Annotated in this window: 21 protein-coding genes and 1 other RNA gene; 12 read left to right on the forward strand and 10 right to left on the reverse strand. The window is 63.0% G+C overall.

Annotated features, from left to right (window positions below; genetic code table 11):
• Positions 1 to 73: 73 nt before the first annotated feature.
• The 4 genes from HNE_RS02355 (at position 74) to HNE_RS02370 (ending at position 4,569) form a co-directional block, all read left to right on the forward strand.
• Entirely contained in the window at positions 74 to 1,525 is a 1,452-nt protein-coding gene (locus HNE_RS02355; RefSeq protein WP_011645502.1) for a Do family serine endopeptidase, read from the forward strand.
• A 257-nt stretch (positions 1,526 to 1,782) separates the two neighbouring features.
• Positions 1,783 to 2,772, forward strand: coding sequence for a calcium/sodium antiporter (locus HNE_RS02360; RefSeq protein ID WP_011645503.1), 990 nt, complete (start codon positions 1,783 to 1,785; stop codon positions 2,770 to 2,772).
• On the forward strand, positions 2,769 to 3,521 hold the full coding sequence (locus tag HNE_RS02365) for an SDR family oxidoreductase (RefSeq protein WP_011645504.1): 753 nt from the start codon (positions 2,769 to 2,771) through the stop codon (positions 3,519 to 3,521). Before HNE_RS02360 ends, HNE_RS02365 begins: the two co-directional genes overlap by 4 nt.
• A gap of 10 nt (positions 3,522 to 3,531) precedes the next feature.
• Complete coding sequence (locus tag HNE_RS02370) at positions 3,532 to 4,569, forward strand: threonine aldolase family protein (protein ID WP_011645505.1); 1,038 nt, start codon at positions 3,532 to 3,534, stop codon at positions 4,567 to 4,569.
• Here the strand turns inward: HNE_RS02370 and HNE_RS02375 are convergent.
• The 3 genes from HNE_RS02375 to rnpB all read right to left on the reverse strand — a co-directional run bounded on the left by HNE_RS02375 (position 4,566) and on the right by rnpB (position 6,768).
• Positions 4,566 to 5,621, reverse strand: coding sequence for an NAD(P)H-dependent flavin oxidoreductase (locus HNE_RS02375; protein ID WP_011645506.1), 1,056 nt, complete (start codon positions 5,619 to 5,621; stop codon positions 4,566 to 4,568). The two genes, HNE_RS02370 and HNE_RS02375, sit on opposite strands and share 4 nt — an antisense overlap.
• Positions 5,622 to 5,666: 45 nt before the next feature.
• Positions 5,667 to 6,284, reverse strand: a complete 618-nt coding sequence (locus tag HNE_RS02380) for a TetR/AcrR family transcriptional regulator (protein ID WP_011645507.1) — start codon at positions 6,282 to 6,284, stop codon at positions 5,667 to 5,669.
• 108 nt (positions 6,285 to 6,392) lie between these two features.
• An RNA gene (rnpB, locus tag HNE_RS18275) (RNase P RNA component class A) lies at positions 6,393 to 6,768 on the reverse strand.
• Between the two features lie 1,070 nt (positions 6,769 to 7,838).
• Between rnpB and HNE_RS02385 the strand changes: the two genes are divergently transcribed.
• Positions 7,839 to 8,714, forward strand: coding sequence for a YihY/virulence factor BrkB family protein (locus HNE_RS02385; RefSeq protein ID WP_011645509.1), 876 nt, complete (start codon positions 7,839 to 7,841; stop codon positions 8,712 to 8,714).
• Here HNE_RS02385 and HNE_RS02390 read toward each other — a convergent pair.
• From HNE_RS02390 to HNE_RS02405, 4 genes are all read right to left on the reverse strand, one after another.
• Positions 8,672 to 9,406 carry an N-acetylmuramoyl-L-alanine amidase gene (locus HNE_RS02390; RefSeq protein WP_011645510.1) on the reverse strand — a complete coding sequence of 245 codons (735 nt, stop codon included), beginning with the start codon at positions 9,404 to 9,406 and terminating at the stop codon, positions 8,672 to 8,674. The two genes, HNE_RS02385 and HNE_RS02390, sit on opposite strands and share 43 nt — an antisense overlap.
• Positions 9,406 to 10,308, reverse strand: a complete 903-nt coding sequence (locus tag HNE_RS02395) for a DMT family transporter (protein WP_011645511.1) — start codon at positions 10,306 to 10,308, stop codon at positions 9,406 to 9,408. The genes HNE_RS02390 and HNE_RS02395 overlap by 1 nt, the downstream gene beginning before the upstream one ends.
• A gap of 229 nt (positions 10,309 to 10,537) precedes the next feature.
• A complete protein-coding gene (locus HNE_RS02400) occupies positions 10,538 to 11,713 on the reverse strand; it encodes an IS481-like element ISHne2 family transposase (RefSeq protein ID WP_011645512.1) in 1,176 nt (391 codons plus the stop codon).
• Positions 11,714 to 11,871: 158 nt separating this feature from the next.
• Positions 11,872 to 12,735 (reverse strand): MBL fold metallo-hydrolase, encoded by an 864-nt coding sequence (locus tag HNE_RS02405; RefSeq protein ID WP_011645513.1) that lies wholly within the window; start codon positions 12,733 to 12,735, stop codon positions 11,872 to 11,874.
• Positions 12,736 to 12,879: 144 nt separating this feature from the next.
• Here HNE_RS02405 and HNE_RS02410 point away from each other — a divergent pair, with 144 nt between their 5' ends.
• The 5 genes from HNE_RS02410 (at position 12,880) to HNE_RS02430 (ending at position 16,453) form a co-directional block, all read left to right on the forward strand.
• On the forward strand, positions 12,880 to 13,674 hold the full coding sequence (locus HNE_RS02410; protein ID WP_011645514.1) for a sulfite exporter TauE/SafE family protein: 795 nt from the start codon (positions 12,880 to 12,882) through the stop codon (positions 13,672 to 13,674).
• 124 nt (positions 13,675 to 13,798) lie between these two features.
• Positions 13,799 to 14,518, forward strand: a complete 720-nt coding sequence (locus HNE_RS02415; protein WP_011645515.1) for a hypothetical protein — start codon at positions 13,799 to 13,801, stop codon at positions 14,516 to 14,518.
• A gap of 65 nt (positions 14,519 to 14,583) precedes the next feature.
• A complete protein-coding gene (locus tag HNE_RS02420) occupies positions 14,584 to 15,144 on the forward strand; it encodes a class I SAM-dependent methyltransferase (RefSeq protein ID WP_233351975.1) in 561 nt (186 codons plus the stop codon).
• A gap of 52 nt (positions 15,145 to 15,196) precedes the next feature.
• Entirely contained in the window at positions 15,197 to 15,985 is a 789-nt protein-coding gene (locus HNE_RS02425) for a heme-dependent oxidative N-demethylase subunit alpha family protein (protein ID WP_148205786.1), read from the forward strand.
• 30 nt (positions 15,986 to 16,015) lie between these two features.
• Positions 16,016 to 16,453 (forward strand): EVE domain-containing protein, encoded by a 438-nt coding sequence (locus HNE_RS02430; RefSeq protein WP_011645518.1) that lies wholly within the window; start codon positions 16,016 to 16,018, stop codon positions 16,451 to 16,453.
• A 3-nt stretch (positions 16,454 to 16,456) separates the two neighbouring features.
• On the opposite strand, the gene HNE_RS02435 is transcribed toward HNE_RS02430, so the two are convergent.
• Together HNE_RS02435 and HNE_RS02440 are read right to left on the reverse strand one after the other, a co-directional pair.
• Positions 16,457 to 17,197 (reverse strand): class I SAM-dependent methyltransferase, encoded by a 741-nt coding sequence (locus HNE_RS02435; RefSeq protein WP_011645519.1) that lies wholly within the window; start codon positions 17,195 to 17,197, stop codon positions 16,457 to 16,459.
• Positions 17,198 to 17,279: 82 nt separating this feature from the next.
• Positions 17,280 to 17,810, reverse strand: coding sequence for a D-glycero-alpha-D-manno-heptose-1,7-bisphosphate 7-phosphatase (locus HNE_RS02440; RefSeq protein WP_011645520.1), 531 nt, complete (start codon positions 17,808 to 17,810; stop codon positions 17,280 to 17,282).
• Positions 17,811 to 17,951: 141 nt separating this feature from the next.
• On the opposite strand from HNE_RS02440, the gene HNE_RS02445 reads away from it, so the two are divergent.
• On the forward strand, positions 17,952 to 18,221 hold the full coding sequence (locus tag HNE_RS02445; protein WP_035592794.1) for a hypothetical protein: 270 nt from the start codon (positions 17,952 to 17,954) through the stop codon (positions 18,219 to 18,221).
• 174 nt (positions 18,222 to 18,395) lie between these two features.
• Entirely contained in the window at positions 18,396 to 20,573 is a 2,178-nt protein-coding gene (locus tag HNE_RS02450) for a putative bifunctional diguanylate cyclase/phosphodiesterase (protein ID WP_011645521.1), read from the forward strand.
• Here the strand turns inward: HNE_RS02450 and HNE_RS02455 are convergent, their stop codons facing one another.
• On the reverse strand, positions 20,574 to 21,827 hold the full coding sequence (locus HNE_RS02455) for a TCR/Tet family MFS transporter (RefSeq protein ID WP_011645522.1): 1,254 nt from the start codon (positions 21,825 to 21,827) through the stop codon (positions 20,574 to 20,576). It lies immediately after the preceding gene.
• Between the last annotated feature and the right edge of the window lie 9 nt (positions 21,828 to 21,836).

Here is a 21,836-nt window from a genome sequence, read left to right on the forward strand (position 1 = left end):
CATAGTCAGACTTCAAGAAAACAGCGGGCGTGCTGGCGCCTGAGAAACGACCGTGAAGGGAGTCTTCTCCACAATGAACCGGACCGCCGTTGCGGTATTCGCCCTGATGGCATGTATGGCCCCCACAGCGCTCGCACAGGCGGGTGGAAGCCTGTCGCGTCCCGGAGCGCCGGTAGATGCGAAGACCGCGCCGCAAAGCTTCAGTGCGCTCTCCAAACGTCTCATGCCGGCCGTGGTGAACATCTCCACGTCACAGGTTGTGGCCAGCCGCCTGCCAACCTTTCCGGAAGGCTCGCCCGCAGAACGCTTCAACGAATACTTTGGCCGCAATGATGACGGCTTCCAGCGGCAGGGCTCGCTGGGTTCCGGCTTCGTCATCAGCGCCGACGGCTACATCGTCACCAACAATCACGTCATCGAAAAGGCTGACACGATCGAGGTCACCTTCTCCGATGGCCGCACGATGGACGCCAAGATTATCGGCCGCGACCGGGATTCCGACATTGCCGTCCTGAAAGTCACCGCGCGGGGCGCGCTGCCTTTTGTGGACCTTGCCGACAGCGACCGGGCAGAAGTCGGTGACTGGGTGATCGCGATCGGTAACCCGCTGGGCTTTGGCGGCTCGGTATCTGCCGGGATCATCTCGGCCACGGGCCGCGACCTCAACACTGGGCGGTCTGACAATTTCATCCAGACCGATGCGGCCATCAACCAGGGTAACTCCGGTGGTCCGCTGTTCAATCTGAATGGCCAGGTCGTTGGCGTGAACACGGCGATCATTTCCCAGTCGGGCGGGTCCATTGGCCTGGGCTTTTCGGTGCCTTCCAACACGGTGAAGCGCATCTCGGCGCAGCTCATCAAGGATGGCCGGGTGAACCGGCCCTGGCTGGGCGTAAATGTGCAGGATGCGGACGAGTCCCTGATCAAGGCCTATAAGGCCAAAGGTTCGGCGGGCACCATCGTGACCCGCGTGACGGATGCGAGCCCGGCAGCGAAAGCCAAGCTCGAAGTCGGCGATCTGATCCTCTCCATCGATGGGCGCGCCGTGGCGGGGGTGCGTGACATGACGCGCCAGCTTTCCGAAAAGCCCATCGGTAAGGCGATCACGCTGAGCATCGTCAGGGATGGCCGCGCGCGGGATGTCGCCGTCACGCTGGGCGAACTGCCCGATGAGGACGAACCCGCGACAGCGGCGCCATCCGAAGCCGTCGGCATGTCGAACGATCTGGGCGCAGACCTCGTGGCACTCGACGATGACGTTCGCCGCCGCTTCGGCGCGCCGCGGGATATGAACGGCGTGGCGGTTACGGGTGTCAGCACGCGCGGGCGGGCCTACAACAAGCTGCGCAAGGGCGATGTGATCGTGGAGGTGAACTTCCAGTCCGTCAGCGCCGTGGCCGATGTCATCAAGCGTCTTGATACCGCGATGCAGACGCCAAATCAGCCCATCCTGATCCGCGTCAAACGGCGGGGAGAGACGGGAGGCTGGTTCGACCAGTTCGTATCGGTCGACATCAAGAAGTAGGCGAATTCCCCAGCGTTTCCGGCGACTTGGGCGGATTACGCCGCGTCACATGCCTGTCAAACATTACGGAAAATATGCCGAATTGGCTCGCCAAGGGCGCCAACGCACGCTAAGGACTGCGGAAATTGACCTTTTGACGGGCTGAGGCAGATATGATCCATCCTTCCCTGATCGCGATCGCCGCTATTGTTGTTGTGTTCGGCATCCTGAATCTCATAGAGTTCAAGCGTCTGGACTAACCCCAAAGGGAGCAGGCGGTGCCCGATCCCATCCTGCTCATTTCCCTTTTTGGCGGTCTGCTTCTCATGGCGCTCGCCGGAGACCTGCTTGTGCGGGGCGCGCTTGGCTTAGGCCGGGCGATGGGTGTTTCGCCGCTCGTAGCGGGCATTTTCATCGTTGGATTCGGCACATCAGCGCCGGAGATGTTCATCTCCGCGAATGCCGCGCTCAATGGCAATCCCGGTCTCGCCATCGGCAACATTGTCGGCTCCAATATTGCCAATCTTCTGATGGTTGCAGCCATTCCTGCGCTGTTCTTTCCCTATCGCACCGGCGGTGCCGGGCAGGGGCGGGCGTTGTTCATGCTGCTGCTTGCGACGGCCATCTGGATCGGGATGACGGCCATCATGCCGCTCGACCCCATCATGGGCATCTGTTTCCTGCTGGTGCTGGTGGGGTATGCGGGCTTTTCCATCTTTGCGGCGCGTCATGACGAGATTGCCGGAAAGGGCGCCCATCAGGCCGATGCGGTGATGCTCAACCCTCCCGTCTGGCGGGCGATTTTCTATGTGCCGCTGGGCATTGCGGGCCTTCTCTATGCCTCACGCATGATCATCACGGGCGGTGAGGGTGTTGCGCGGGAACTGGGCGTTCCGGATGAGTGGATTGGCCTGACGATCCTGGCGCTGGGCACGTCGCTGCCGGAGATTGGCGCGGGGCTGGCGGCGGCGTTCCGCCAGCGGGGCGATGTGGTGGCGGGCAATATCCTTGGCTCCAACGTGTTCAATATTCTGGGCGCGGGCGGCATTGTGGCGCTGTTCGGACCGTTCGAGGTGGCGCCGCTGTTCCTGCAATACGACCATTGGGTCATGGGGATAACGGCGGTGCTGTTTGCGGGGCTGGTGATGCTGCGTGTGCGGATGGGCCGGCTTCTGGGCGTGTTACTGCTGCTGATTTATGCGGCGTATATCTATGGGCTGGTGACGGGTACAAACCTGATGGCACTGGCGCAGATGGCGGGCCTATGACCCCCAAAGGCGCGCTGGTGACGGGGGCAGGCGGACGCCTTGGCCGGGCCATGGCGCAGGCGCTGGGCGCCGATGGCTGGGCGGTGGCGGTGCATTACCGCGACTCTGCCGACGGCGCGGAGGAAACGGCGGCCCAAATCCGGGCCGCAGGCGGACAGGCCGACATCATCGGCTGTGACCTGTCAGACGAGGGACAACGGGGGACACTTCTGGGACAAACCAGGACACTTCTGGACACGCCCGTGACACTGCTGGTCAATTCCGCCTCCACCTTTACCGGCGACAGCACCCTTGGTCACACACGGGAGGATTGGGACCATCACTTCGAGCCCAACCTTCGCGCGCCGGTGCACCTGGCCCAGCAGCTGGCGGCAGACCTGCCGGAGGGAGAGCGCGGGCTTGTGGTCAATCTGATTGACCAGAAGGTGCTGAAGCTCAATCCGCTGTTCTTCACTTATACGCTCTCCAAGGCGGCGCTGTGGCAGGCGACGCGGATGCTGGCGCAGGGGCTGGCGCCGAATGTGCGCGTCAACGCCATCGCGCCGGGACCGACGCTGCCGAGCGTGCATCAGAGCCCGGAGCAGTTCGCGGCCGAGCAGGCGGCGACGCTGACCGGGGAGGGCAGCTCTCCCGACGAGATCGTCAACGCGCTGCGCTATCTGATTTCTGCCTCCAGCGTGACCGGCCAGATGATTGCGTCTGATGGCGGGCAGCATCTGATGTGGCAGACGCCGGACACCCAATTTTGAAGGAACTCCTATGAACTTCTCTTCCGACACGGCGGCGCCGGCGCATCCTTCCGTGCTGGAGGCCATGGGGCGGGCCAATGACGGGGCGGAGGCGAGCTATGGCGCCGACAGGATTACCGCGCGGCTGCGCGCGCGCCTCGCCGAGGTGTTCGAAACAGACGACTTTGACTTCTGGCTGACGGCATCGGGCACGGCGTCCAACGCGCTGGCGCTTTCCTGCTTCTGCCCGCCGACCCATTCGATCCTCTGCCACCATGAAGCGCATATCCAGATGGATGAGCGCGGGGCGGTGGAGTTTTTCACCGGCGGGGGGCGGCTGGCGCTGTTGCCGGGCACGGGCGCGAAGATCGATTATGATGTGTTTGCGGACTATCTGGGAAATGTGGACCCGAGCTTTGTGCATGGCACGCCGCCGGCGGTCCTCTCGCTGACGAACCTCACTGAATGCGGCATGGCTTATTCGCCCGATGAAGTGGCGCGGTTTGCGCGCCGCGCGAAGGGCGGAAAACTGGCCGTGCATATGGACGGGGCGCGGTTTGCCAATGCGCTGGTGCACACGGGCGCAAGCCCGGCGCAGATGAGCTGGCAGGCCGGCGTGGATGTGCTGACCCTGGGGTTGACGAAAACCGGCGCGGCGGGGTGCGAGATCATCCTCCTTTTTGGCGCGGCCAAGGCCAAGGGTGGGGAGCTGCGCGCGCGGGCCAAACGGTCCGGCCACATGCCGCCGAAGATGCGCTTCCTGGCGGCGCAGGCCGAGGCGATGCTGGAGGGCGGGTTGTGGCTGACGTTGGCCGCTCATGCCAATGCGATGGCCGCGCGCCTGGCCGGCGTGTTCACCGGGGCGGGCTATGAGCTTGCCTGGGATGTTCAGGGTAATGAGGTGTTTGCGCTGCTGGACCCGCGCGCGGTGCAGGATCTGCAGGAAGACAATGCGCGCTTCTATGCCGACTGGCCGGGCGGATCGAGCCGGTTTGTCTGCTCCTGGGCCACGACCGAGGCAGAGATTGCCGACCTGAAGGACACGCTGGTCCGGCCGCCGCGGATTTAGGGGCCAACCCGCGTCATTTCATCTGCGATCTGCGCCAGAAGGTCTGCGGCGGGGAGCGCCCGGTGAAGGGGCGCGCCCTGGCCAGCCCATTGGGCGCCGTAGCCGGTTTCACCTTTGGCCTTGGCTGCGGCGTTCAGCGCTTTGCCCGCGTCATAGGCGGCGGGATAGGCCGGGCGAGGGGCGGAGGCCTCAGCGCCCCAGGCGGTGAACCGGTTGGCGAGGCAGCGGGCCGGGCGGCCGGAGATCGCGGTGGTGACGACCGTGTGGTCCGCCCCCGGACTTTTGAGCGCTTGCCGGAAGGCTGCATCGGCGCTGCTTTCCGGGCAGGCGATAAAGGCTGTGCCGAGCTGGGCGGCGACGGCGCCCAGATCCAGGGCAGCCCGTACTCCGGCGCCGTCCATGATGCCGCCAGCGGCGATGACCGGCAGCGCGCAGCGCGCCACCAACAGTCGGGTAAGCGCCAGAGTACCGATCTGGTCATCGGGCACGCCGGGATCGAAGACACCGCGATGGCCGCCTGCTTCATAGCCCTGCGCGACAATGGCATCGACGCCGGCGGCTTCTGCCGCGCGGGCTTCTGCAAGATTGGTGGCGGTGGACAGCAAGACGCAGCCGGCCTCCTTCAGGGCCTTGATCCGGCCGGCATCGGGAAGCCCGAAATGAAAACTGACAACACGCGGCGCTTTTTCGACGAGCAGGGCGAGCATGGCGTCGTCATTTGCAAAGCTCCTGTAAATCGTTTCCAGCCGCTCTGGCGGCTCTGCGCCAAACTCACGGAAAAGGGGGCGCAGGGCCGCCAGCCATTCGGCTTCACGTTGCGCATCGCGCGCCGGGTCCTCATGGACGAATACATTCACATTGAAGGGGCGGCGCGTGAGCGCGGCTGTGGCGTCGATCAGTGTTCGCGCGCCCGGCGCGTCTGTTGCCCCCACGGCGATTGAGCCGAGGCCGCCTGCATTGGAAATGGCGGCGGCGAGCTGTGGCGTGGAAACGCCTGCCATCGGGGCCTGGATGATCGGGATCGAGAGGTCGAGGCGCTTCAGGAGATCCATGGTGAAGGCGGCTTTCTGGGGCAGGGCAGGTCAGGTGAGGTCAGCTCAAGGCGTCAGGGCCTTGCCGAGCCAGCCTTGCAGTGTGCTGATGACCTGGCCTGAGTCTATGGGGGCGGAGGTGGCGCCGCCGAGGAGTTCCTGATGCAGGCTCATGACGAGGAGCGGGGAGAGGGCGGCCAGCGCAGCGGCGCGCAGGGCGGTTTCGTCCTGCGGGGCGCCGGGGGTGGCGCGGAGTTTGTCTGAAACGGCGTTCAGGGCGGGCTCGAGCACCTTCTCGAGATAGGCCTGGCCGAGGGCTTCGTCGGCGAGGCCTTCGATCAGGCCGAAAGCGTGGGCACGGATGAACCCGCCGAGCCGCATGCCCGCTTCGGAGATGCGAAAATATTCCTCGAAAGCGGTGGCAGGGTTTGCCGAGGGCAGGGCGACGACAGCCCAGAGGGGGGCGCCCTTGCGGCCGATATTATCGAGGATTTCGAGGATGAGGCCGCGGCGGTCTCCGAAATAGTGGCGCAGGGTCGGCTCGGAGGCGTTCATCGCCTGGGCGAACTGGCGCAGCGACGGGCGGCGCAGGTCTGCGGAGAGGGCAAAGTCGGTCAGCGCGTCGAGCAGGGCGGCGCGTTTCACGTCAAAGTCGTGATTGCGCGCGCCGGCGGGTCTGGGCATCGGAAAACGTCTCCCTGCGCGGTCAGGCTCTGGCCGCGTGCATTTTCTACATCACACCGGAGACGATATAGGTCAACGCAAGCCCTGCGGGCTGCGTTGGGGGAAAATTAGACCAGATGGCCAATAAGCCGGGTTCTGTTCGTCCCTTGCGGGATCTGGCAGCCATTCCTCTGGGGCGTTCATTGCTGAACGCCTCGGCGCGACGCACCCGGGGCACGGGCGGCGGACAGCCCATATGTGCCCCCTACTTGGTCTTGCTCCGGGCGGGGTTTACCATGCCAGCCCTGTTGCCAGCGCTGCGGTGGGCTCTTACCCCACCCTTTCACCCTTACCCTCTGGCCGAAGCCTTCGGGCGGTTTCCTTTCTGTGGCACTTTCCCTCGGCTCACGCCGGGCGGCCGTTAGCCGTCGCCCTGTCCACCTGGAGCCCGGACTTTCCTCCAGTATGCAGTTACCCGCATACCAGCGGCTGCCCGGCCATCTGGTCTGGCGGGGGATATAGGGGAAGTGGGGGGGAAGCGCAAATGGGGGGTGTTTTCGCGCTTCGCGTGCCCCAAACGCAAGAAGGCACGACGCCCTTGCGGACTTCGTGCCTTCCCGTGTGTTTCGAATCGGTCTACCGAGACACTGTGCTAGCACTCGATTTCGGTCTTCGATCGACATCAGGCTCTGGAGAAAAATCCGTTCGAGCGGATTTCCTTTCATCACCCTCCGGACCCGGACGTTCGCCTTTTCAGGCGCACGCTTCCGTTTCCGTCGCCACGCGCACAACCGGGGGGTTGCCTGCACGCGGCTGACCGCCTGCGTTTGCCATTGCTGGCATTCACTTCTTGGTCACCGTTTACGGATCGCGCCCCGTTACGGCATATGGCCCCGTTTGGTGGGTCTAGCTCCCGCCTCCCGGCCACCGCCTGCTTTATCCCGTCATCTCCACCTGGTCCTTTGCGCGGCCGGTCTCCCGGCTTTGCTCCTGACCCGGTTTCGTCCGGGGGCGATGGACTTGTCCTCCGGCTCCGGTGGCGGGTTTGCTCCCGCCGGGAATTCCGTTGGCTTACCGAAACGATCTCACAAGGCCTCGCCTGAGTCGAGAGCCTGTCCAGATTTTTTCATGCTATGGGGGAGAAAATTCACAGGTTTTGTTACGCCTGTGGAATGACTGGAAGGCGCCTGTAAAAAAGGCAACAAAATCAACCGGACAAGGATCAATCCTGTCCGGGGTGGGTTTGGCCGGGAAGTCCTGCGGATGGGGCGCGAGCCCAAATCGTCCGGGGACGGTATATGATGGATCAGTAAATTGAATGCGGTGTCCCCGGCGTCCCGGCTCTACCCCATCCGCAGGATGGCAGCTTTTGGGGAGGCTATTCCCGCCGGCTGCCCGGTGATTGTCCGGCTGGTAAGACCGGACACGGGAAGAATGGCATGGGGCCGGCCCCAGCCGGATTGGGCGGTCTCTTTTCCTGTCTGCTGTGTAATGAATGCGGGCAGGCAGGGCGTGGATAAGGCCTGCGCGAATCCCTTGTTTTTTTCTTAGGCAGGCCGTGTCAGTACTGACGGGATGCTTGAGCGCTGGCGCCCCGATCTCATTGATCCTGCTATCCGGGCGGTGCGCCGGCTGGTGCGTCCGGATGTGCGGATCGTGACGGGCGGCATCGCGTTCTATGCGCTGTTTTCGATCTTCCCGCTGATCTATATGACGCTGACATTGCTGACGTTTTTCCTGCCGCCGGAACTGGCGCATCAGCTGGCCAAGCCCGTGACCAACTTCTTCAGCCAGAGCGTGGAGCCGCTGACTTTTGAGGAGGTGGACGCGATCCAGAAGATGACGCCGGCGGGGCTGAGTGTGCGGGCGTTTCTGGCGGCGATCCTGGTGCTGTTTACGGCCACGTCGGGCGCCAAGGCGCTGATTACCGGCATCAGGATGATTGCGGGCACGGCCGACCGGACGCGGTTTGCACGGTTTCAGGGCACGTCCCTGCTGCTGACGGCGACGCTGATCCTGGTAGTGTGGCTGCTGGGGGCGTTGCAGCTGATTGCGACGGTGGCGGTGCAGGAAGCGGGCGGGCTGGCGATGCGGTTTGCCAGCGAGATAGCGACGATTGTGGACTCGCTGTGGATCTCGAAGGGGATTGCGAGTTTCGGGGTGTTTTACCTGATCCTGCTGATGTCGCTGCGCGGGCATGTGCGGCGGGGCACGAAGGCGCTGGCGGCGGGCGCCGGGGCGGCGGCGGTGGCGTTTCTGGGCGTGACGTTCGTGTTCCAGCTCTACCTGCAATATTCGGTGATGGGCACGATCTATGGCGCGATTGCGTCGCTGATTTTCGGCTTTATCTGGCTGTCGGCGTCGGTGTCGTCATTGCTGCTGGGGGCGGCGCTGGCGACCGAGTGGGCTCATGCCTGGGGCGAGGACGAGCCGACGGGGCCTAACGCGTAGGCCTCGGCGATCTGGGCGAGGCGGCGCAGGGTGTCTGCATCTGCAAGGCCGGTAATGGCGGTGGGCATCCAGCGGCGCTGGAAGGCGCGCAGGGCGGCGGGGATGTCGGAGGTGTCGTAACCGATCTGGGCGAGATGGGCGTTGAGGCGCGATGCGTCGCCGCCTGACCAGACGCAGGCGCTGCCTGTCTCGACGGGGGGCCAGAGGCCGAGGCCGGCCTCTGCCAGGCGCTGCCAGGGGAAATGTTCGCCGGGGTCGATCTTGCGGGCGGGCGCAATATCCGAATGGGCGACGAGGCCGGTGGCCGGGATGTCGTGATGGGCCATGATCTCGCGGGCGAGCGCGATGACGGCGGTGATCTGCGCGTCGGGATAGGGCGGGAGCGCGCCGCCGGGGGCGGGGTAGTCATGGCCGCCATTGACGATCTCGATGCCGACAGAGCGGGAATTCAAATCCTCAAGGCTCTGCCATGTCGAGACACCGGCATGCCAGGCGCGGTCATTTTCAGCCACGAGGCGGGCGATGCGGCCGTCTTCCCAGACCATGTAATGGGCCGACACCTTCGCCTCTGGATCGCGCATGCGGGTGAGGGCGGCCTCGCCGCTTTCCATGCCCGTATAATGGAGCACGAGCAGGGTGACGGGGTGTTTGCGGTCGTCAAAGTTCGGGCTGGGGGTGTCTTCGATTTCCATCACGAGTCTCCGGCGCCGGCCTTCTTGCCGAGGGCCGCTTCAGGCATTTTCTCGTTCGGGCGGAGCGCGATGACAAGCACGCCCGACAGCGAAACGATGGCGCCGAGGATGAGGCGCGGGGTCAGCGGTTCGTTCAGCAGCGCAATGCCGAAGATGACGCCCCAGATGGGGGTCATCAGCGTGAGCGGGGAGAGGAGGGAGACGTCATACTTCTTGAGCAGCGTATAGAAGGCCGAATGGCCGAACACGGAGACACCGAGGATGGCGAAGGCACTGGCGGCCCAGACCATCCAGCCGCCATCGATGTAGGTGGCAAGCTGGTTTTCCTCGATGGCGAAGGAGAGCGCAAAGAGCGGCGCAAAGCTGAAAAGGCCGACCCAGGCCTGCATGCGCAGGCCGGAGATCTGCGGCATGCGTTTCATCACGATGCCGCCCGCCGAGCCGATGAAGGCGGAGGCGATGATGTAGAGCAGGCCGAAGGAGACCGAGAAGTTTGCCGGGTCCAGCGCGATGATGATGACACCCAGAAAGGCGAGCGTGATGCCGATAGCGCGGCGCCAGCGGATGACTTCTCCGAGGAACAGCATGCTCATCAGCGTGGAGAAGGGCACGCCGAGCTGGCCGGTGACAGCGGCAGCGGAAGCGTCTGCGTGTTGGAGACCGATGAAGAGGAGCGAGAAGTGGACGCTGCCGATCATGATCGAGACGAAGAACAGCGTGCGCAAATTGGGTGGGCGCGGGAAGAGGAAGGGCACGAGGCAGACCGCCACGCCGAGGAAACGCAGCGCGGCAAAGAAGATCGGCGGAATGGCCATGTCGGCCACGGCCCAGCGCGTGACGACAAGGTTCAGCCCCCAGACGAGGCAGACAGCGCAGAGCAGGATGAAGTCACGTATGGCCATGATGGGTTCGGGCCTATCAGGGTTTTGTGACAATGGGCAGGGGGCGCGCCGCGTCAGGGCGGCAGGGGAGCTATGCGGGGGTGGCACTGCTTGGCTTCCCCCCTCCGTCAGCCGGCTTCGCCGTCTGCCACCTCCCCCGCTTTGCAGGGGAGGATAAAGTCGCATCCGGCGAAGCTGTGCAACCGGGGACATAGGTAACATTTGAGACCGGGGAGATGGGTTACAGTTTTCATGGTATGTTCCGTGGTCTGCCAGGCTTGATGCGGTTCATGCGTTTTTTCGGGTCGATGTGTCCGAGGAGGATGGGGCCGAAGTAGACGTCGTATTGGTCTTCGCCGGTCCGGAAGAGGCCAACGCGCTCCCCGATCAGCACTTCGGAGATGAAGGGTTCCGCGCCGCGCCATCTAATGGTGCCGGCGTGCCTGACCGCGCGGGTTTCGGTGGCGCCAGGATAGTCCGGGGCGCGAAGCTTGCCGTCCCATACGCGCGGGCTTGGCACATAGACCGCCGCCGGGGGTTTCTGGCCGAGCGCCTCATGCGGACGCTCATGATTGTAGGATTTCCGGAACCGGACAAGGCGCGCGGCCTGCGCCCGAAGTGTGCGGGAGACCGGATCGGCCGCTTCGCGCTTCAGGGTCAGATGCAGACGCTCATGGCGCCCATTCTCCTGCGGCTTTCCAGGGGTGATCCGTTCCGGGAAGATGCCCATCTTCACAAAGTTGACCGCCAGACGGGACAGGCCCCCGGCCGCCACAGACCCGAAAGGCGGACCATTGTCTGACCGGATGGCGCGCGGCAGGCCGTGGTCCCGGAACGCCTTTGCCAGTACCGGCCAGACCGTATCATAGCCCGTGCGCGCGACAGGCTGGCAGACCAGAAGATACCGGCTCAGGGCGTCCGAGACCGTGAACGGCTCACAGCGTTGGCCATCGCCCGTACGCCACCAGCCCTTGAAGTCCATGCACCAGACATCGTTGGGGGCATGCGCCTGCGCAAAGGGCGTTGTCATCGGCGCCGCGCGCCGGCGAAACCGCCGCGGAGATACAAGCCCTTCGCGCTTGAGAATGTCACCGATCGTCGAAGCCGCTGGCCAGGCAACACCCGGATCATCCATCTCCAGACGCGCCTTCAACTTGCGCGGCCCCCAGGCAGGATGCGCCCGCCGGAGCGTCACCACACGGGACGCCAGCTCCGGTGGCGTGCCGCCCGCCGGGCAAAGCGGGGCTCGAGACACATCATAAAGCCCCGCTGGCCCCGCAGCCTTGTAACGCTCAATCCATTTGTAGGCCGTCTTGCGCGATATATCGAACCGCACAGACAGCCCTGTCACACTGTCCTCACCCTTCAGCCACGCCGCGATGAACTCAACACGCTCGTTCATCGGATCTGTCCGCCTCCAACCCATGACCATCTCCTCCAGATGGTCATCCTCGCAAATCTGTTACCCATGTCCCCGGTCTGTTTTGTTACCCATCTTACCGGATTGGACCAAGCCGTTATCCTCCCCTGCGAAGCGGGGGAGGTGGACGCGAAGCGGACGGAGGGGGGCCTTGCGGCAATACACTATTTGCCGAGGCGGTTTACCGGGAGGCGGAGGTAGGTCTGGCCGTCGGATTCTGGTGGGGGAAGGGTGCCGGCGCGGATGTTGACCTGCAGGGAGGGGAGGATCAGGCGCGGAGCGCCAAGGGTTTTGTCGCGGGTGGTGCGCATGGTGACGAAGTCTTCTTCCGAGACGCCGTCATGGACATGGACGTTGGCGGCGCGGTGCTGGGCGACGGTGGATTCCCAGGCATGCTTGTCGCGGCCTTCGGGGAGATAGTCATGGCCGGTGAAGATGCGGGTTTCGGGCGGCAGGGCGAGCAGCTTGCGGATTGAGCGGTAAAGCGCGTGGGCGTCGCCGCCGGGAAAGTCTGCCCGCGCGGTGCCATAGTCGGGCATGAAGACGGTATCGCCCACGAAGGCGGCGTCGCCGATCAGATAGGTGAGGCAGGCAGCGGTGTGGCCGGGTGTGTGCAGTACACGGATTGTTTCGTTGCCGAGCGGGAATTCATCGCCTTCATTGAAGAGGGCGTCGAACACGGTTTCGTCCGGCGTGTCGGAGGTGGGGCCGAACATCGGGCGGAAGATTTTCTGAACATCGGTGATGTGCGCGCCGATGCCGACCTTGGCGCCGGTTTTCTGGCGGACATAGTCAGCGGCCGAAAGGTGATCGGCATGGGCGTGGGTGTCGAGCGCCCAGCGGATTTTCAGGCCCTCAGCCTCTGCCGCGGCGAGCACCTTATCGGCCGATGCCGTGGAAAGGCGGGCGGGCGCGGGGTCGAAGTCCAGCACGGGGTCTATGATGACGGCGTCGCGGGTGGCCTTGTCCCAGACGAGATAGGTGACCGTGTTTGTTGCGGGGTCAAAAAACGGTTTGATCTCGGGCATGGGAATCTCCTCTGCGGAATCGTCAAATCTCAGGTCTGCTTCAAATATATGAGATATTGCTAATTTAGCAAGTTATCATATATTTCACGCTGGACACGCCGCGCAGACGCGTCAAGGTAATGCGGCCTGGGAGCAGGACATATCATGGAACTTGAGCCCCTTGTCATTCTCGCCGCGCTTCTCAGCGGGGCAGTCGTCGGATTGTTTCTGGGAACGTTTGGCGGCGGGGGTTCTGTGCTCGCCGCGCCATTGTTGATCTATGCCGTGGGCGTGAAAGATCCGCATATGGCGATTGGCACATCGGCGGCGGCCGTGGCGGCGATTGCGGCGGTGAGCCTGATCGGTCACTGGCGGGCAAAGCGGGTGAAATGGCCGTGTGCGGGCCTGTTTGCGCTGGCGGGCATTGCCGGATCGGTTGTGGGGTCGCAACTGGCGCTGCGCGTGGACGGCACGTGGCTGTTGCTGGCCTTTGCCGTGGCGATGGGAGCGATCGGGCTTTCGATGTTTCGCCGGCCCAAAGGGCTTGGTGATCCGGACGTGCATATCACGGCGGCCATCATGGCGCGGATTGTGCCGCTGGGGCTGCTGACCGGGCTGGCGGCGGGATTTTTCGGGATCGGCGGCGGCTTTCTGATCGTGCCCGGCCTGATGATGGCGACGGGCATGACATTGTCGAACGCAATGGCCTCCTCGCTCGTCTCGGTGGCGCTGTTTGGGGCGACGACCTCGGCGAACTATGCCTTTGCCGGGCATGTGGACTTGCCCCTCGCAGGCCTGCTGCTGGCGGGCGGCGCAGTGGGCGGGGTTGCCGGCGTGCAGGTGGCCAGGGCGCTCGCGGGGCGCACGGCGCTGGCGCGCAAGGGCTTTGCGGCGATGATTGTGGGGGTGGCGGGGTATGTCGGCTGGAACGCTCTGCTTGGAATTGCCGCAACCTCCTGATTTAGAGCGCGTTACCAATAGCAGCGGACCTGTCAAAGGTTGCTAAATCCGCCGCAAAGCGCTGATATGAAGATTAACGGGATTAACTTGGCACCGGCCTTTTGGCCGCGCAGGGAGATGTGAGATGGGCTTGATCTGGTGGATTATGCCATCGATTGCCGGGGTGATCGGGCTGCTTCTCCTGTTCGCAGGGTTCGGGAAGCTGGCCAACCTCAAGCCCTTTGCGGGGGTGACGCGGCTGGCCTTTGGCACGGCCTTTGTCGGCATTGCCGGGATGGTGGCGTTCATCGGGCTGAACATCCAGACCTATAAGCGCCTGACCTATGAGCGGCCCGTGGCGGTGGTGAAGTTTGCCTCTGTGCCGGGGCAGGCGGAGGCGTTTACGGCGGACGTTACATTCTCAGACGGCACGCATCTGTTGCAGGCGGACGGCACGCAGCCGGTATTCCGCGGGGACGAATGGCAGATTGGCGCGCGCGTGATCAAGTTCAAGCCGATGGCAAATATCCTGGGATATGACTCGATGTACCGGATTGAGCATATGCGCTCGACCAATGCGATGCAGTTTTCTTCCGAGGCGGTGACCGAAGGCAAGATTGACGGCATACGGATTGTCACCGAGGAGCCGGGCATTGATGTGTCGAAGCTCGCCGACACTTATGGGTCGCGGTTCGGCATTGATGCTGAATATGGCTCAGCCACCTATCAGCCGATGGGCGATGGATTTGAATACGAAGTCTCGATTACGCAGGACGCACTGATCGCGCGGCCGACCGAGGCGACGCGGACGCTGATCCAGTCGAATTCCTATCCGGGTTTCATTCCTTCAAAGCAGGCAGACTGATGAATCCCTGGGAACGCTACGTCGTACCAAATCTTGTTTCGTGCGCATGCTCGACAAAGCCGATCATGAAACAGCGGGCGAAGGTTGTGCCGAAGGCGGAAGGCGTTGTGCTGGAACTGGGCTGTGGATCGGGCACCAACTTTGCGATGTATGACGGGGCGAAGGTGGATCACCTTTATGCGCTGGAGCCGTCTCCGGGGATGGTCGTGAAAGCCAGGCGCACGGCAAGCGAGCTGGGCATCGGCAAGAGCATCGATTTTCTGGAGACCGGCGCGGAAGCCATTCCGCTGGCGAACAATTCGGTCGATACCGCCGTGATTACCTTTGTGCTGTGTACCATCCCTGACTGGAAATCTGCGCTGGCCGAGACGAAACGCGTGCTGAAACCTGGCGGCAAGATCCTCTTCACCGAGCATGGGCTGGCGCCCGACGAAGGCGTGGCCAAATGGCAGCGCCGGGTCGAGCCTGTGTGGAAGGCTTTGGCGGGTGGGTGTCACCTGACGCGCGATACGCAGGCGATGCTGCGCGAGGCGGGGTTTGAGCCGGAGGGCGCGGAGACGATGTACCTTCCGGGCACGCCGAAGATTGCCGGCTTTGTCAGCTGGGGCGCGGCGCGGCTCGCCTGACGCCGGCCTGACGATGCGCCGGCCGCCTTATCTTCCTTTTTTGAGTGGTCCCTTGAGCCTGGCGCCGGGGCTGAAGCCGATTGCGCCGGAGGCGTGGCTGAGTCCGGACACCGAGGCGCATGTGCTGGAGGAAAAGCGGGCGCTGATGCGAGCGCGGCGCGGCGAGGTTTATGGCGCGCGCGATGGCAGCGAGCTGGCGGCGTTGGAGGCAGCGGCGGCGGTGCATGGCGTGGCCGGGCCTGCGGTGGGCGATTGGCCGAGCGCGCTGGAGGGGGCGGCGAGCGCGGTTTCCGATGATCTCTGTGTGCTGATCAAAGATAGCGATGACCTTTGGCGGCTAGAGGCAGCGAGCCTGTGTGCGCCAACCTTCTGGCGGCTGGACGAGAAGCTGGGCGAGCCTCTGGGCGGACTGCATGGACCGGTGCCCGGCGCCAATCCGGGGCTGGTTTCGCGGATACACCGGATGTTTGACGCGCTGCGGCCGGGGCAGGTGCTGGAGCGGTTCAACTGGACGGTTCAGCCGGGAACGGAGCGGTTTACGCCGTCGCAGGCGGCATTCAAGGCGCTGGCCGGCGGGATGGATGAAGCGGGCGCCCTGGACGGGCTGTGGCTGCGGGTGGAGCGGCAGACGATTTCGAAGCTGGAAATTTCTGGCGCGGTGGTGTTCACGATCCGGGTGGCGATTGATCCGCTACGGGCCGCGCTTGATGGGCCGGGGCAGGCGGAGGCGTTTCGGGCGGCCTGGGAAGGGATTGATCCGGTGCTGGCAGACTATAAAGGCTGGCCGCATTATCAGCGGCTGGTTCACGCAGCGCTGGCGCAGGCGGGCGAGCGCCGTTAAGGCAGGACGACACTGAAGAAGGACAGCGGCATGCAATACTGGCTGATGAAATCTGAACCCGATGCCTGGAGCTGGGAGCAGCAGGTGAAGAAGGGCGAGGCGGGCGAGATCTGGTCGGGCGTGCGCAACTATACCGCGCGCAACCATATGCGTGAGATGAAGCTCGGCGACCGGGTATTCTTCTACCACTCCAATATCGGGCTGGAGATTGTCGGCGTGTGCGAGGTGTGTGAGCTGTCAAAGCCTGACCCGACCACGGACGATGCGCGCTGGGACTGCGTGACCATCCGCGCGCTGGCACCGATGCCTAAGCCGGTGACGCTGAAGGCGGCCAAGGAGAATCCGAAGCTGGCGGAGATGAGCCTGGTTTCCTCATTCCGGCTGTCGGTGCAGCCGGTGACGGCGGCGGAATGGAAAGAGGTCTGCCGCATGGGCGGCATGGACCCGAAGACGCTGAAGGCGGTTTAGGGCTCAGCTGCCAGTAGGCTTGCGGTAGAGCGAGATATGCATGCGGCTATTGGCGGTGAAAGCTGCGCGATCCCATGCGCCCCAGCGACTTTCTGGCTGGAGGCCAGCGAGGCGGGCCATCAGGTCAATCTCTGAGGGCCAGGCATAGCGCATCGGAAGGGGCGTCATGCGGATGCCGTCCGGCGTGAACCGGAGATACTGATATTCGACCAGCTGCTTCACTGGGTCATGGATCGCGGCTTCCAAGGTCAGCGAATTCCGGTCAAGATGCTTGGGTTTCAGGCTGCGATGGTCCCGGAACTGGGCGATGTCTGGCACGAATGCTTCGACTAGGAATGCGCTGCCGGGTTCCAGCATGTCGGCGGCATTCCGGAAACAGCGAAGCTGGGCTTCCTGACTCGTGAGGTTGAACAGTGTATTGAAAATCAAGAAAATGAAGCCGAACCGGCCCTCTGCCCTGACCTCAGACATATCGCCCATGGTTACCGGGATCGCCGTACCACCGGGTTTTTCGCGGAGCTTTGCTACCATTTCTAACGAGGCTTCTATGCCTGAAATATTGCAACCCCGCTGCGCCATGGGTAGGGCGACGCGCCCAGTGCCGATAGCGAGTTCGAGTGTGCGTTGACCAAGGGAAATGTCCGCTAACAGATCAACGGCCGCACCGGTTGTGCCGGGATTATGCAGGAGGTCGTAGTCCTCCGCATTCAGCGCTCCGAAGGTTTCGGGGCCGTATCCCTTCATGAGAGGGCGCTATCTGCGCAATGGTAGTGCATCCACGTTGGCTAGCATAGATTGCAGGGGGAGGCGAGCGCGAAGCGGAAGCTCAGCCCCTGTTGCCATCCTCGAAGCTCGCCAGCGTCCATTCGGCGAAGGTGGCGAGGTTCCCGCCGGTGAAGAGGAAGCCGGCCACGCTGGCGGCTTTGGCTGCTTCGATGTCGGCCTCCTTGTCGCCGATGAGGAAGCTGGCTTCGCGCTTCACCGGGAAGTCTGCCATCGCGCGCAGGAGCATGCCGGGCTTGGGTTTGCGGTCGAAGCTGTCCTTCCGGTAGCGGAGGTTTTCGCCGTCTTCGTGGAAGGGGCAGAAATAGATCCGGTCGATATGCGCGCCTTTTTCGGCGAGGCGCGCCTGCATCCAGTCATGCAGGGCGTGCATGTCGTCTTCGGTATAGTAGTTGCGGGCGATACCGGACTGGTTGGTGACGATGAAGACATACCAGCCACGCTGGTTGAAGGCGGCAATGGTTTCAGCCGCGCCTTCGATGAACTCGAAGTCTTCGATGCGGCTGACATAGCCCCGGTCGATATTGATGACGCCGTCTCTGTCCAGAAAGAGGGCGGGGCGATGTTTGTTCATGGGCTCTATGTGGCAGCTTCGCGGGAGGATGCAATCCTCTCCAGAGGCGCGAAAAGGATCGACAGTCAAGGGCTTCTGCGAAACACTTGCCCCTGTGACAGGCCAAAGAATGCCTGCGCGGCAAACCGGGAGGGAACAGACATGGAAGCATATATTCCGCTGATCGTGAGCGCGCTGGGCGGCACGATCCTGGGGCCGGTCCTGTCAAAACTGATGGGCGGCAGTGGCGCGATGGGCATCATTGGCGGCATTTTGGGCGGTATCGGCGCGCACTATGGCGCCGATGCTGCGGGCGCCGGGCAGATGCTCGGCAGCACGCCGATGATGATCCACATACAGAATTTTCTGGAGGGCGGTATTGGCGGCGGCATCCTGGGGTTGATCGCCGGAGCGGTTTCCAAGCAGCGCTGATCTGCAATGCCGGCACCACAAGAGAAAGAAAAGATGCCCTCAATTGAGCATCTGTACTTTCTCTCAGAAAAATAAATTGCTTTTTAAGGTAGAAATTCCTGTGGCGCCTGAACTAACAAGGCGGTAACCCTTGTGCGGCAAACAGGTTCCAGCAGAATGCTGGAGCCCTGTCTGATGACAACATATCATGGAAGTCTGTCCGTGCTGAGCGGGCATGAGGGCATCCATCCCGCCGGACGCGATGGATTGTTTGAGCACCATATCTGGCACCATGATCTTGGCCTCGTCTTTCTGGCGGCTCTCATCTGCCTTGCGGGCTCCTGGGTGACGTTGCAACTGTTCCGGCGCGCGGCCGGTGTTTCCGGAGCCCAGCGTGTGGGATGGCATATCCTGACGGCTGTGGCGGCCGGAGCGGCGATCTGGTGCACGCACTTTATTGCTATGCTCGGCTTTGATCCCGGTGTGCCTTTTTCGTTTGATCCTATACTGACCATTCTGTCCTTGATCGTTGCCATGATTGGTGCCGCGGCCGGTTTTTCATTCGCTACAGCGCGCATGAAGTTCGCGCCGCTCCTGGGGGGCGCAATCGTCGGGCTTGGAACAGCGGCGATGCACTACACAGGAATGATGGGTTATTCCGTGCAGGGTATTGTGACATGGAATATGCCGCTTCTGGCTCTTTCGATCATCTTCTCTGTTTTCCTGTCAGCGTCCGCCGTTCATTTGATGTTGCGCGCTGCCAATACGCGAAAGCAGATTATAGCCGCAGCGTTTCTTGTGGCTGCCATCGTGATGCTGCACTTCACGGGCATGGCCGCATCGCATTTCGAGCCCCTCGGCGTGGTTCTCGCTGAGCCTATGCAGGACGCTGTCAAGGCGTTGGCATTCGCGATCGCAGGAGTCGGGTTCCTGATCATCGGCGCCGGCGTGGCCAGCTATCTGATTGATGCACGTGTACGGAGCGAATCGTATGAACAGCTGCGCCATATGGCGGTGACTGACAGCCTTACAGGGCTTCCCAACCGGGTGAGTTTCACAGGGCGCCTGGATCATGAGATCGACACCGCAAAGGCGCGGGGGCTCAAAGTAGCCCTGATCGGCATCGACCTGGACCGCTTCAAGGAGATCAATGATCTACGGGGTCATGGAGCCGGCGATGATGTGCTGCGAACGCTTGCGGCACGCATGCGCGCGTTGCTGCGCGAAGGAGAATTTGTTGCCCGGCTGGGCGGAGACGAGTTTGCGGCCGTCAAGCGGATGCAAAATGGCGCAGACGTTTCAGACTTTCTCGTGCGTCTTGAAGCGGCCCTTTATGAGCCAATTGCGCTGGACGAATTCCATGTGACTCCCGGCGCGAGCCTGGGTGTGTCGATCTATCCTGATGACGCCACAGACAAGAACGCTCTGCTTGGAAATGCAGACCTCGCCATGTATCGCGCAAAGTCGACACCGGGCACAAATGTCGCCTTCTATGATCCTTCCATGGATGAGGTCGTCCGGAAGCGGAAAAATCTTGCCAACGATTTGCGGCAGGCATTTGACCGCGATGAGCTGGACCTGCATTTTCAGGTTCAGAAATCTGTTTCCACGGGAGACATCCGGGGTTACGAGGCTTTGGTTCGTTGGAAGCATCCGGAGCATGGAGATATATCTCCGGAAGTGTTCATTCCGATTGCGGAAGAGTATGGACTGATCCTGCAGCTTGGAGAGTGGGTGCTACGCAAGGCCTGCGCGAGAGCGGCGAGCTGGCTGCCGCCTTACAAGGTCGCGGTGAACGTTTCCCCCCTGCAATTCGCGCATGCCGATTTGCCCAAAGTGATCCTTGAAATACTGGTCGAGACTGGCCTTGCGGCCAATCGGCTGGAGATTGAGCTGACGGAAACCGCAATCTTTGCGGACAAGGAGCGCTCGCTTCATATGCTCCGCCAGATCAAAGGCATGGGCGTGACGATTGCGCTGGATGATTTTGGAACGGGCTATTCTTCGCTCGATACCCTGCGCGCATTTCCGTTCGACAAGATCAAGCTCGACAAGTCCTTTATCGACCATGTGGACTCCAACGAACAGACCGCCGCCATGGTACGGGCCGTGCTGGCATTGGGCCGCAGCTTGAAAATTCCGGTGCTCGCTGAGGGCATCGAGAATTCCGGGCAGCTGGCCATGTTGACCTTTGAGGGGTGCGATGAGGCGCAAGGCTTCCTGCTTGGCCGGCCGATGTCTATCGACCGGATTGTCAGCGCCGGACATCTCAGCCTGAAGCCCGTAATGTCGCAGACCGAACCTGTGGAAGATCGCCGGAAACCTATTGAAGACAACGTGCCCGAAAAGCCCGGTAAAGCGGCGGCGTCCTGATCAGGGCGCTGCGGCGGGCAGAACGTCTCGGTTGGCGGCGACCCCGCGCAGGAAGGGCAGAAACGCCAGCGCAGTGAGAATGGCCGCGAGCAGGAATGCTGCGCCGCCAAATTGCAAAGGCGCGTCTTCGCGGGAGAAGCTGAACAATGCACCGCTCATGATCAGGGGGCCGATGATCATGCCCAGCGCATTGAGGCTGGAGGCAGCGCCTTGCAGCTCGCCCTGCGCGTCAGGCGGAGTGAGGCTGGACATCAGGGCGTTGGCGGCGGGCATGGTGACGCCGCCGAGCGCGCTGAACGGGATGATGAGATAGGCAAAGAGCGGCTGGCCCGCAAAGGCAAAGCCGGTCATCGCGATGATGGTGACGCAATAGCCGAACATGATGGTGCGCACACTGCCGAGGCGTTTGAGGATAAAGCCCATGAGGCCCGCTTGGACGGTGGCGGCACCGACGCCCACGAGGCCGAGCGAGAGGCCGATCTGCATGGGCGACCAGTCATACCGGATCTCGCCATGCACCGACCAGGTGGCAGGGAAGACTGTGTGGGCGAGGAAGAAAATGCCGCTCGCGATGAGGAACCAGGAGACTTTGGGGAGCTTTGAGAAGTGGCGGGCGGCGCCGAGGGGGTTGGCGCGCTTAAGGTTCAGATTGCGGCGGCGCGCCTTGGGGAGGGATTCGGGCAGCACGAATACGCCGTAGAGGAAGTTGAGGAAGGCGAGGCCCACGGCGGCAAAGAAGGGTATGCGGGGGCCAAGCTCGCCGAGCAGGCCGCCGATCACCGGGCCGAAAATGAAGCCGAGGCCGAAGGAGGCGCCGATAAAGCCGAAGGCGCGGCCGCGTTCCTCCGGGGTCGTCGTATCGGCAATGTAGGCGTTGGCGGTTGAGTAGGTGGCGCCCGATATGCCCGCGAGCGCGCGGCCGAGGAAGAGTATCCAGATGTTGGGGGCCAGCGCCATCAGCAGAAAGTCGAGCCCCAGCATCGCCATCGAGACGAGCAGGACCGGGCGGCGGCCGAACTTGTCGGACAGGGCGCCGATCAGCGGGCCGAACAGGAACGTCATCACGGCATAGGTGGCCGCGAGACCGCCGATCCAGAGGGTGGCGCCGGAGGCGGGCACGTTGGCGAGATCCTGGATCAGCGTGGGCAGGACCGGGATGATCAGGCCAAAGGCGAGGTGATCGATGAAGACCGTCACCAGCACGAAGAAGAAAGCGTTTTTGCCGGGAAGGCGGGCGGGCGCGGTGTCGGTCATGCGCGGGAC

The organism is Hyphomonas neptunium ATCC 15444, from assembly GCF_000013025.1.
Lineage (GTDB): Bacteria > Pseudomonadota > Alphaproteobacteria > Caulobacterales > Hyphomonadaceae > Hyphomonas > Hyphomonas neptunia.